This window comes from Marinomonas alcarazii, from assembly GCF_003208215.1.
GTDB lineage: Bacteria > Pseudomonadota > Gammaproteobacteria > Pseudomonadales > Marinomonadaceae > Marinomonas > Marinomonas alcarazii.
The window spans coordinates 38,070-50,350 of record NZ_QKLW01000006.1 but is presented as its reverse complement, the minus strand read 5'-3'; the positions used below and the strand labels follow the sequence as shown (position 1 = coordinate 50,350).

The 12,281-nt window shown below is 42.6% G+C and carries 11 protein-coding genes; 4 read left to right on the top strand and 7 right to left on the bottom strand.

From position 1 onward, the window contains the following. Positions 1-8: 8 nt before the first annotated feature. From DFP75_RS12685 to DFP75_RS12655, 7 genes are all read right to left on the bottom strand, one after another. A complete protein-coding gene (locus DFP75_RS12685) occupies positions 9-1,412 on the bottom strand; it encodes a TrkH family potassium uptake protein (RefSeq protein ID WP_245927054.1) in 1,404 nt (467 codons plus the stop codon). Further along, entirely contained in the window at positions 1,378-2,031 is a 654-nt protein-coding gene (locus DFP75_RS12680; RefSeq protein WP_110576236.1) for a potassium channel family protein, read from the bottom strand. The genes DFP75_RS12685 and DFP75_RS12680 overlap by 35 nt, the downstream gene beginning before the upstream one ends. A gap of 198 nt (positions 2,032-2,229) precedes the next feature. Beyond that, a complete protein-coding gene (locus DFP75_RS12675) occupies positions 2,230-2,919 on the bottom strand; it encodes a response regulator (protein WP_110576234.1) in 690 nt (229 codons plus the stop codon). After that, positions 2,916-3,986, bottom strand: coding sequence for a sensor histidine kinase (locus DFP75_RS12670; protein ID WP_110576232.1), 1,071 nt, complete (start codon positions 3,984-3,986; stop codon positions 2,916-2,918). Before DFP75_RS12670 ends, DFP75_RS12675 begins: the two co-directional genes overlap by 4 nt. Before the next feature lie 198 nt (positions 3,987-4,184). Then, a complete protein-coding gene (gene acuI, locus DFP75_RS12665) occupies positions 4,185-5,171 on the bottom strand; it encodes an acrylyl-CoA reductase (NADPH) (RefSeq protein WP_110576230.1) in 987 nt (328 codons plus the stop codon). Between the two features lie 74 nt (positions 5,172-5,245). Beyond that, positions 5,246-5,896: an acrylate utilization transcriptional regulator AcuR gene (gene acuR, locus DFP75_RS12660; RefSeq protein WP_110576228.1), complete on the bottom strand. Its 651-nt coding sequence runs from the start codon at positions 5,894-5,896 to the stop codon at positions 5,246-5,248. Positions 5,897-6,007: 111 nt separating this feature from the next. Further along, complete coding sequence (locus DFP75_RS12655; RefSeq protein ID WP_110576226.1) at positions 6,008-6,886, bottom strand: AraC family transcriptional regulator; 879 nt, start codon at positions 6,884-6,886, stop codon at positions 6,008-6,010. A gap of 186 nt (positions 6,887-7,072) precedes the next feature. On the opposite strand from DFP75_RS12655, the gene DFP75_RS12650 reads away from it, so the two are divergent. The 4 genes from DFP75_RS12650 (at position 7,073) to DFP75_RS12635 (ending at position 12,272) form a co-directional block, all read left to right on the top strand. Next, a complete protein-coding gene (locus tag DFP75_RS12650; protein WP_110576224.1) occupies positions 7,073-8,131 on the top strand; it encodes an NAD(P)-dependent alcohol dehydrogenase in 1,059 nt (352 codons plus the stop codon). Positions 8,132-8,934: 803 nt separating this feature from the next. Beyond that, on the top strand, positions 8,935-10,824 hold the full coding sequence (gene mnmG / locus DFP75_RS12645; RefSeq protein WP_110576222.1) for a tRNA uridine-5-carboxymethylaminomethyl(34) synthesis enzyme MnmG: 1,890 nt from the start codon (positions 8,935-8,937) through the stop codon (positions 10,822-10,824). Between the two features lie 50 nt (positions 10,825-10,874). Further along, a complete protein-coding gene (gene rsmG / locus DFP75_RS12640; RefSeq protein WP_110576221.1) occupies positions 10,875-11,501 on the top strand; it encodes a 16S rRNA (guanine(527)-N(7))-methyltransferase RsmG in 627 nt (208 codons plus the stop codon). A 3-nt stretch (positions 11,502-11,504) separates the two neighbouring features. Continuing rightward, positions 11,505-12,272, top strand: a complete 768-nt coding sequence (locus DFP75_RS12635) for a ParA family protein (protein WP_110576219.1) — start codon at positions 11,505-11,507, stop codon at positions 12,270-12,272. Positions 12,273-12,281: the final 9 nt, after the last annotated feature.

Genomic DNA, 12,281 nt, shown 5'->3' with positions numbered 1-12,281 from the left:
AAAGCCTCTTAACCCACGGTCATTTTAACTTTTGGATAGCGGACTTTTTTGCTTCTTGGGCTGGCGAGGAAGTAGGCCAGCGTCAGTGGCCCAAGGCGGCCGATGAACATCAAGAAGATAATGATACCTTCTCCCATATTACTCAATGATCCGGTTAACCCTCGAGAAAGGCCAACCGTACCCAATGCCGATACGGCTTCGAACACCACGTCAATCATCTGTGCGTGCTTCTCACTCACCAACAATATGAATATTGCCAACCAGGTGACACCAATCGAAATCATGCTCAAGGCCAGCGCTTTGCTGATTACTTCCTTTGGAATCTCGCGCTTAAACACGTTTACTTCTTCATCGCGGCGCAGGTAAGCGTAAGTCGCTAAGACCAGCAGCATAAACGTTACGACCTTGATGCCGCTGGCGGTACTCAAAGAGCCGCCTCCAATGAACATCAGCACCAACATGAGTGACGTCGTCGCGTCTCTTAGTTCTTCAATGGCGAGGGTGTTAAACCCAGCGGTGCGTGGTGTTACCGCTTGAAACCAGGAAGCCAGCCATTTGCCCGTTTCACTCAGTGGACCAAGAGTATTCGGATTGCTGTATTCAATAAAATAAATAGCAAGCAAGGCAACAAGGTTAATAACTATGGTGCCAGTAATCATCATTTTGCTGTAGGGCGAAAGTCTCGCCCAGCGGCGATTTTTCATCAGATCAATCCATACGGAAAACCCCAAACCACCGATGATAAACAAACCGCTAATAGTAAAATTCACGATCGGATCGGCCACATAAGGCATCAAGCTCGCTGATGAAAGTGCAAATCCAGCGTTGTTAAAGGCGCTGATGGTGTAGAAAAAGCCATGAAATAAACTGGTTTTCCAACCCAAGGAATCACTCCAATGCAGCGCAAGAATCAGCATACCGATGGTTTCTACGATCAAGGAAAAGACTAATACTGACTTGGCGGTAGAAACAATGGTGGAGGCGTCTGTTTGATTAAAAGCCTCGATGGCGACGGTACGTTGCAAAAAACCAATACGGCCGCCTAACGCGACGAGAGTAACAATAGCGAAGGTCATTAAGCCAAGACCACCACATTGAATCAAAAGTGCAATCACTACTTGACCAAAGGTAGTGAATACCGTGCCCGTATCTTGCACCACAAGACCTGTGACTGTGACCGCGGACGTGGCAGTAAAGACACTGTGTAACCAAGAAATAGGCTGAGTGGTGGCAATCGGTAATTTAAGCAGCAAGGTACCGATAATAATCAATAATAAAAAGCCACCGCATAAAATCAAAGGTGGCGCCGCCATGATTTTTTTCGCCGCTTTTGGGTGACGTTCTATAGCGACAATCGCAGGATCCCAATTCACCATCTCAAACCAACCTTGGTGCGATATTTTTAAGTTCACTGCGAGGGCCACACAGCAACAAGATATCTTTTTCTTTTAGTACAAAGGTTTTGTCTATCTGCAAAAACGTCTCTTGTTCGCGTTTCACCATCACAGCATCAACTTTTCCTTTTGCTGGGTCTAAAACATCACCAAGAGGACGTTCGTCTAGCTGTGGTTTGATATGAATCTCCACCACGTACAAACCATGACCAATAGACAAATAATCGTTCACCATCGGGTAATTCAGTGCCTGTGCAACTCGCACACCCATTTCCTCTTCAGGATGAATGATCCGTGCCACACCAAGTTTAGACACAATCGTATGGTGCGCGCGGCTGCTGGCTTTGACCCAGATCTCTTTCACACCGAGCTTTTTCAACGCCAAGATGCACAACAAGCTGGATTCCATGTCTTCACCAATGGCCACCAGCACAGCATCACTGTTGATTAAGTCGAGTTCTTTTAGTGCGTTTTCGTCGGTGGAATCACAAATCATCACTTGAGTGAAATCATCAACATACTTTTCGGCTACTTTCGAATCACGATCTACACCTGTTACTGTATGGCCTAAATAAATCAGTTCCATACTTGCTGCAACACCAAAACGCCCTAAACCAATCACAGTGAAATGCGCCATATTGACTACCTTTTATTTATGTCTTTTAAGAATTTTTTAACATTTTTAATAGATTGAGACCTTTGCACGAAGTCACGAGCGAAGCCAAGACGAGGCAAAAATAGACGAAAAAGCAGAGTTTATGGGTTATAAATGAGCATTTTGAGTCTATTTTTAACAAAGTATTGGCAAGCGCAGTAGTCGTGCAAAAGTCTCGGATTAACGGTCTGATAACAGTCGATAACCCAGACCAGGTTCTGTTTTGATGATTCGCTGGTCATTAGCGTTATCATTGAGTTTTTTACGCAACTGACTGACTAAAATCCGTAAATAGTGTGAGTCACGGGTATGGGTCATGCCCCAAATTTTAGCTAGTAACTCTTCTTGCATCACCAGTTTGTCTGGCGTAGCCATCAGCATGCGTAAAAAGGCGAATTCCTTCTTGGTTAACGCTAGAGGCTCGCCTTGAAACCACGCTTGGTTAGTACTGATTTCTAGCTTAATATCGCTTGTTTCTATAAGGTCAGCAGGTAAGTGGGTATTCACTAAATCCCGTAATAAAACTTTCACTCGAACAATTAATTCGCGAATACCGAAGGGTTTGCTCAGATAATCATTTGCTCCCGCTTCAAGCAGACGAATCTTTTCATCTTCTTCATCCCGAGCAGTCAGAATTAAAATAGGTGTGTTGCTGGTGGAACGCACAAAGTTAACCAAATCCATACCATCACCGTCTGGCAAGCCCAAATCCAAAATCAACAAATGCGGTGAATTTTGTTCAATCAAACGTTTCGCAGCGCCAATGGATTCGGCACCAAGATACTCGAAACCTTCAGCCGCTAATGAAATCCGAATAAAGGTATGAATTTGTGACTCGTCATCGACCACCAAAATTTTATAAGAAGTCATGATGCCTTGCCTTTATCGTTAATGGACGGCTCAGCGCACGCAGGCAAACAGATACGAATTAGGCAGCCTTGCTCGACAGGAACGGATTGAATAGAACCATGATGAGCCGCAATAATGCCTTTTGATACCGCCAATCCCAAACCTGTGCCGCTGTCATTTCGCTTAAAAGAATCGACCGAGTAAAACAGCTGAAAGATGGTTTCAGACTGGGCTGTACTAATGCCAATCCCTTGATCTCGTACATCAATCACAACTTGAGGATGCTTGCTGTTTGTATCTAATGTCTTTATTGAAATGGTGACAGTTTTGTCTATTGGTGAATATCGCAAGGCATTATCGATAACGTTAAAAATGGCCTGTTGAATAAGCGACGCACTCACCAAAACCAGCGGCAGCTTATCGTCTAACTGTAGAATTAAACGGGATTTTTGCTGACTAAAACGCTCCATAACAAGGTGAATAATGGCAACAGCAGATTGCTCTGACACTTTTGGAAGCACCGCGCCATGGTGCAGTTTTGTCGCTTGCAGTAAGTTCTCAATGTATTGATGAAGACGATGACTTTCGATGGTGGCACTGTCTAGCAGCTCTTGCTTTTCCTGCTCCGAGAGCTTATCCATGTATTCTTTTAAGGTGCTTAAAGTGCCAATAATGGTCGACAAAGGCGTACGTAGGTCATGAGAAACCGATAACAAAATACTGTTACGCAGCTGCTCTTGTTTTAATTGGTTTTGCTGGTTTTGGTATAGCTCAGCTAACTTACTAGTGATCACAGCCACCAACAGAAATACCAGCAAATTCACTATGTCATCGCCATTAAACATCTCGAATGAATAACGAGGTACAGTGAACAGAAAGTTGAAACACAGCGCTTCAAACAGCGCCACGCCATATACCCAACGAGAACGACAGGATAAAGCAACAACCACAACAGCCAGCTGCAAAATCAGTAATACGGCAATATTTGAACCAAGCCAAGTATCCAATCCATAGCTGATCAGTAAAGCCGTACAAACCGCCAGCACAGCTAAATAGTGAGAAGGGATAGTGGATGTTGTCATTTTCATGGTGTCGCTTGTCACAGCCTTTTAAGTAAGGAAGAGCACAAGTAAGACTGTATCAAAGGGCGCAGGTATTGGCGCGTAAAAAAACCGTAACGTTTTTATTCTCTATACCAGTCACTATCCAATCAAATGGCCAAATGGCCCTGATTGGATAAGTGCGGCAATACTATCGAGTACTGGCCGGTGAAACAGAAAATATAGTTATGAAGCTTTTACATTTACCAACACACGACCACGTACCTTTCCTTCAAGTAGCTTATTCGCCGTTTCTATGACATCGTCTAAGCGGATTTCTTCGCTCATGCTGTCAAAATCTTCCGGCTGTAAAAGTTCACTCAGGCGCTGCCATGCTTCAATACGGTCTTCTAATGTGCGCATAACACTGTCGATACCAATCAGCTTGATGCCTCGTAAGATGAAAGGCGCCACAGAAGCAGGGAAATCCATGCCTTGTGCTAAACCGCAACAAGTGACCACACCGCCGTATTTGGTAGTCGCACAAGCATTAACTAAGGTATGACTTCCTACGCAATCTATGACACCAGCCCAACGCTCTTTCTGTAAAGGTTTACCAGGTGCAGACAAAGTATTTCGATCAATGATTTCGCTTGCACCAAGGTTCTTCAAATACTCGCTTTCTTCCATTCGGCCAGTAGACACCACGACGTGATAACCAAGGCGGTTCAGTAGGCGAATTGCAAAACTGCCAACACCACCGTTTGCCCCAGTAACAAGAATATCGCCTGATTCTGGCGTAACGCCTTGTTTTTCAAGAGCAAGTACCGACAACATGGCAGTATAACCTCCTGTACCTATTGCCATAGACTGCTTAGCATCTATACCTTCAGGAAGAGGAATGAGCCATTCGCTTTTTAAACGCGCTTTTTCTGCTAATCCGCCCCAGTGTACTTCACCGACACCAAACCCATTCAGCACTACAAAATCGCCGACAGAGAAGCGCTCTGAATCACTTTGTAGAACTTTACCAACGAGGTCTATTCCAGGCACCATAGGAAAAGAACGTACAATAGGGGACTTACCTGTAATAGCTAAGCCGTCTTTATAATTTAAAGTACTGTAATGAACTTCCACCAATACATCGCCCGCTGGCAACTGATCTTCACTTAGCTCTGCTACAGAAATGGCGTTTTGTTTGTCTTTTTGCGTTATCAATAAGCCTTTAAACATACATCCTCCAAATTTAGACCGATCGTCTATTTATATAACTAAAAAAACCAAGCGTCTTTGCTTGGCTTATGTCATTAATTGGTTTTCTTTCGAATCGCCTGGATAAAAAACACCATGAACAAGCTTAATGGTTGCGTACTTTTAACTAATCTCGCCCGATGAACAGCACCTTCCCAGCCAATCCAAAAGGCTTGGGAGACATCGTTTATATTGCATTGAGAGTCAATTTCGCCTTGTTTCTGACTTTCTAATAAACAATTGGCGACTCGCACTTGCCAACTTTGATAGGTTGCTTGTAATTGCTCTTGAAATGCTTCGGACAGTAAGCTGGATTCTTGTTCTAAGTTGCCCACTAAACAACCGCGCTTAAACTCGTGTCTAACAATACCGTCTTGGGCATCTTGAGCAAATCGCTGTAAACGCTCTAACGGAGCAATAGCGCCATCCAGTAAAAACTTATCTAATTTCGTTTCAAAGTAGCGACGGTATCGGGAGAGAACCGCCAAACCAAACGCTTCTTTGCTTTGAAAATAATGATAAAAAGACCCTTTTGGCACTCCTATCGACTTTAAAATAGGTTCAATACCACTGCGGGTAAAACCAGACTCCGTCAATACCTGCATTCCAGCACGTAATAAGGCTTCTCGGGTATCCAAAGTGTCTGCGCTTTGCTTTTTTGGACGCCCACGACGAGGCTTATTTGATGTATCGAGAACATGAAGCAAATTCTTGTACCTAAACGATTAAAACATGATGGATCTAAAATTAGACCGATCGTCTATTAAATTCAAGTAAGAAAACTCAAGTAGGTAAATAAAGCGCTAAGCCAAAGAAGGTCAGAGGACCGCACCTTCTTTTAATTTATCCTTGGTCGGAGGTGCACCAAAGTAACGTTTGTAGTCTCGACTAAACTGATGAATGCTTTTATAACCAACCTCTACCGAAATCTGGCCGACATTCAATTTCCCTTGGTTTAGCAGCATTTGCGCTTTTAACAGTCGCAACCGCTTCAGGTACTGTAAAGGAGACGACCCAGCGATACTTTTAAAGTGATGGTGAAAGCTTGAAACACTCATATTGGCATCTTCAGCCAGTTGTTCCACTCGAATTTCTTGATCCAGCTGCTGATGTAACTGTTTAAGCGCGTTCACTATCAGTGAAAAACGTCCTTGGTTTACAACTAAGGCACGTAATGCCGCGCCTTGAGGACTTTGTAAGGCTTCAAAGATCACTTCTCGAACTCGGCTTTGCCCCATGATTTTTGCGGTATGTGGATCGTGCAAGGCTTTAATAAGACGAGACACGGATTCGGTCATCTCGCCGCTCATTGGTACGGATGACATAGGAAAATAAGGTACAGATGGTTTTAAGTCATCTTCAGAAGAAACAGAAACCAACTCAGATAATAAAACAGGGTCGATATCAATAGAGACACCCAAAAGCGGTTCTTGTTGGCTTGCAAAGGTTTCACATTCAAAGGGCAAAGGCAGTGTTTGCACCAAATACTGGCCGGAGTTGTAATGAATTTCACGATCACCCAAGTAACCAATCTTACGACCTTGGACAATGATGGTGAGTCCAGGGCGATAGATTAAAGGCATTCTAGGCAAGCACTTCGAACATTTCATCAGGCGAACATTTGTAATTAAGGTATCCGAAAAACCTTCTGTACTTACCAGAGGTTTGATCAAATTTACTAAATTTATATTGGTCATATTTGATCCATCTAACTATAAAAATCAATGATATTATTATTCATGCAAGATTGTGTAGGAAAAGTTAAGTTTTTATTTTTTGGAGAAATTGGCAAAATAACAGTAAGAATGCACAACACAATATCAGCAAGTTTACCCTACACTAGGTTATACCTATTTCATGTTCTAATACTGGAGTAATCATTTATGAGCCAAGCAAAATCTTATGCGGCACTATCGGCAACCACGCCACTAGCACCGTTTTCATTTGAACGTCGCGATCTACGCGAAGACGATGTCAATATTGATATTCTTTATTGTGGAGTTTGTCACTCAGATCTTCATACCGCTGAAAGTGACTGGGGACCAAGTAATTATCCAATCGTTCCAGGCCATGAAATCGTCGGTAAAGTGACAGAAGTCGGCAGCAAAGTATCTAGATACAAGGTTGGCGATATTGTTGGTGTTGGTTGTATGGTTGACTCTTGTCAACATTGCTCCCATTGTGCCGCAGATTTAGAACAATATTGTGATAATGGCCCAGTAGGTACCTATGGTGCTTATGATTTAATCGATGGCACCTTAACCTACGGCGGTTATTCTGATCATATCGTTGTTCGCGAAAAGTTTGTTCTATCTATTCCTGAAACATTAGAGCTTAGTAAAGCTGCACCTTTGTTGTGTGCCGGTATCACGACATATTCTCCACTTCGTCATCATGGCATTAAAGCTGGTGATAAAGTTGGGGTTTTGGGTATGGGTGGCCTTGGTCATATGGGCGTTAAATTCGCGAAAGCCTTTGGTGCAGAAGTAACCATTTTCACTCGCTCAGAAAGCAAAATTGCGGAAGCAAAAAAACAAGGTGCGGATCACGTCATTGTGTCGACGAATGAAGAGCAAATGAAAGCCGCTGCTATGACTTTCGACTACTTGTTAGACACGATTCCTGTCCAACATGATTTGAACCCTTATCTTGGTTGTTTAAAAGTCGATGGCACACACATTTTAGTCGGTCTTATCGAACCAATGGAGCCAGCAGTACATGCAGCTAACTTGGTCATGAAACGTCGTGTTCTTACTGGTTCTTTAATCGGTGGCATCGCAGAAACACAAGAAATGTTGGACTTCTGTGCTGAACACAATATTGAGTGTGATGCTGAGATGATTAATATTCAAGACATTAACCAAGCGTATCAACGTATGAAAAAAGGCGATGTGAAATACCGCTTTATTATTGATATGAAAAGCCTGAAAGAAGAAGTTTAATCCGGCTTTGCTGATCTAAAAATACGTTAGTCGTCAAACAAGCGCCCCCAGTGGGCGCTTTTTTTTGTTACATCATTCGTCATGACAAGAAGTGGTCTGCCGAGCTGGTGGACAAAGGCTTATTTCTGATGAGAAACCAAGCTCAGCTCAAGTAAATGTAAAATAGTTACTCACAGGATGGGGATTTTCAAATTTTCTTCCTTTCTCCACAATGTCCACACGCCTGCAAAATACAGCCTTCCAAGCTAATTATTCACAATACTTATAGAAAAAAAGATCGATATTTGAATTTTTTTAATTTATTTGCTTGTGGATTATTTTTCGATAAAAAATAGCTTTTTCTGCCATAAAAAACCAAAAAATACATTTAAAACATAAACTTATAAACAGACACCTATCAAAAAACACCTGTTGATAAGTATGGTGATAGGTAGATAAGAAGTTTTGCACAGTTTTTAACAACTTAGAGGTTAAAAATCGACTCTGTATAAGTCACCATTTTATACACAGGTTGAGGTTATCCACACCACAAGATAACCCGCCTTGTCTTAACAAGATATCATCGTCATAAATTGTTAATAAATATGATATTTTTGGAATTATACACAGATTTAAGCCTGCTATATAAACATAACAAACATAAAAGACCTTATATACTTACTTAATAATATTAATATTGATGACCGGGGTAATCACGTTTGGATCTCTTTCTTTTTGGAAATTAGCCTATATACTAAGCGGCCTAAATCGATAGTTGATCGTTTTTTATTCATTTTTATTATTCTAGTAATACCGAGGTTCCTGTGGATTTCCCAAGTCACTTTGACGTGATTGTGGTTGGTGGCGGACACGCTGGTACAGAAGCAGCTTTAGCAGCAGCACGTATGGGCGTTAAAACTTTGTTACTTTCTCACAACATTGAAACATTAGGACAAATGTCCTGTAACCCCGCCATTGGTGGCATAGGGAAGTCCCATCTGGTTAAAGAAATAGACGCTTTAGATGGCGCTATGGCATTAGCCACAGATCAGGCGGGCATACAATTCCGTACCTTAAACTCTCGAAAAGGTCCTGCGGTTCGAGCGACTCGTGCTCAAGCTGACCGTATATTATATAAAGCGGCTATTCGTCATAAATTAGAAAACCAAGAAAACCTTTGGCTTTTTCAACAGTCTGTTGAAGATCTGATTGTTGAAAATGGTGCTGCTCGTGGTGTGGTTACTCAGACAGGTATCCGCTTTAACGGCAAAACGGTTGTTTTAACCGCCGGAACCTTTCTAGGTGGCGTTATCCACATTGGTTTACAAAATCACTCTGGTGGTCGTGCAGGTGATCCGCCATCCATTGGCCTAGCACAAAAGCTTCGTGCTCTTCCGTTCCGAGTTGACCGTTTAAAAACGGGAACGCCACCTCGTATTGATGCACGTACTGTTGATTTCTCTTTGATGCAGGCACAGCCTGGTGATGATATTGATCCAGTAATGTCATACATGGGCAATCGCGCCATGCACCCTCGCCAAGTAGAATGTTTTATCACTCATACTAACGAGCAGACTCACGACATAATTCGTGCCGGTATGGATCGTTCACCAATGTATTCTGGTGTTATTGAAGGTATTGGACCGCGTTACTGTCCTTCTATTGAAGACAAAATAGTACGTTTTGCCGATAAAAACTCTCATCAGATCTTTATCGAACCTGAAGGTTTAACAACGCACGAGCTTTACCCGAATGGTATTTCTACGTCGTTGCCGTTTGATGTGCAAATTGAGCTAGTACGTTCAATGAAAGGCATGGAAAACGCCCATATTACGCGTCCTGGTTATGCCATTGAGTATGATTATTTTAATCCTCAAGATTTAAAATATTCTTTAGAAACCAAACATATGCCTGGTTTGTTCTTTGCTGGACAAATTAATGGTACAACGGGCTATGAAGAAGCAGGTGCGCAAGGCTTGCTCGCGGGTTTAAATGCTGCATTATTGGCTCAAGATAAAGAAGCGTGGACACCTCGTCGTGACGAAGCGTATCTCGGCGTATTAGTTGATGATTTGATTAGCATGGGGACAAAAGAGCCGTATCGCATGTTCACCAGCCGTGCTGAGTATCGTCTGATTTTGCGTGAAGATAATGCGGACATGCGCTTGACTGAAAAAGGTCGTGAACTTGGTTTGGTTTCTGACGAACGTTGGGCTGCTTTCTGTAAAAAGCGTGAGGCTATTGAATTAGAGACTCAGCGTTTGAAATCTAGCTGGATTGTGCCTAATACGCCTGAGGCGGAAAGCATCAACCCTAAACTGGAAACGCCAATAACTCATGAATACAGCTTGTTGGATTTGCTTAAACGTCCGAATATTGTTTATTCCGATGTGGCTGGGCTAAAAAATGCCTTGGATGAGCCTGTAGATGAGCAAGTTTCAGAGCAAGTGCAGATAGCGGTGAAATACGCAGGTTACATTTCTCGTCAAGCCGAAGACATTGAGCGTCTTCGTCGTCAGGAAAATACCGAGCTACCTGAAGATCTGGATTATAGTAAGATGGAAGGGTTGTCGAATGAGATCAAGCAAAAGCTGACTCAATTGCGTCCAACGACTCTTGCGGCAGCTTCTCGAATCCAAGGTGTGACGCCTGCTGCAGTATCCTTACTATTAATTCACTTGAAAAAACGTGCGATTGCGCGCAAAAGTGCCTAGAATCATCAGCCGATAATCCTTAATTGCTATCTCTATAGAATGGATCGACTGTGACACACTTTGACACTATTCAAAAAGGCGCCCAACAAATGGGCGCTGTTCTATCTGATGAAACCATTCAGACACTTGTAAAATATCTAGCCATGCTCGAAAAGTGGAATAAGGCTTATAACCTAACTGCTATTCGTGATGTGGAACAAATGATCTCATTACATTTGCTAGACAGTTTGGCGACATTACCTTTTATTACCGGCGAAAATATTATAGACGTCGGCACTGGACCGGGTTTACCTGGTATGGTGCTTGCTATATGTTATCCAGAGAAACAATTTACGTTACTAGACAGTAATGGCAAAAAAACCCGCTTTTTAACGCAAGTTAAGATGGAGTTGGGAATTCATAACGTCACCGTAGCCAATGAACGTGTTGAAAAGCATGCTTTTCAAGGGGCGTACGACCATGTTATTTCAAGGGCGTTTGCTTCTTTGGAAGATATGATTAATTGGACGTTGCCGTTACCAAAAGACTCCGGTAACTTTTTGGCGATGAAAGGCGTTTATCCTAGTGAAGAAATAGCGACACTGCCCAAAGATGTTGACGTGGTGTCTGTAGAACCTCTAAATGTGCCAAATGTTCAGGCGGAGCGTCACATGGTTGTGATGACGCGTAAAGGATAAAGCATGGCAAAAATCATAGCAGTAACCAATCAAAAAGGTGGCGTTGGAAAAACGACTACTTGTGTTAATTTGGCAGCGTCCTTGGCAGCAATGAAGCGTCGAGTGCTGTTAATCGATCTTGATCCACAAGGCAATGCAACAACGGGTAGCGGTTTTACCAAAGAAGAATTAGACACCAGTGTTTATGATGTATTGATTGGTTCTCATGGCGTAAAAGAAGTCATGAAAAAAAGCATGCCTGGAGATTACTGGGTATTGCCTGCTAATGGTGATTTAACCGGTGCGGAAGTGGTTTTACTTGATTTACCAAGCAAAGAAACACGTTTACGTGCAGGTTTGTATGAAGTCGACAATGACTTTGATTATATATTGATGGATTGTCCGCCAGCATTGAATATGCTGACTGTTAATGCGTTAGCTGCGTCACAGGGCGTCTTGATCCCTGTGCAATGTGAGTACTATGCATTAGAAGGTTTGACTGCATTGCTACAAACAATTGAGCGTATTACTCAAGCGTTAAATCCGTCTCTAGAGGTCGAAGGCATTTTAAGAACCATGTATGATCCTCGTCCTAGTTTAACTCACGATGTTTCCAGCCAACTGCACAAGCATTTTGGTGACAAAGTGTATGATACTGTGATCCCTCGAAATATTCGTTTGGCGGAATCTCCAAGTTACGGCTTGCCGGTTCTGCATTATGAGAAACAATCTCGAGGTGCTATTGCTTACTTAGCATTGGCTGGTGAGTTTATTCGAAAATCTGTCGCATAATTATTGTGT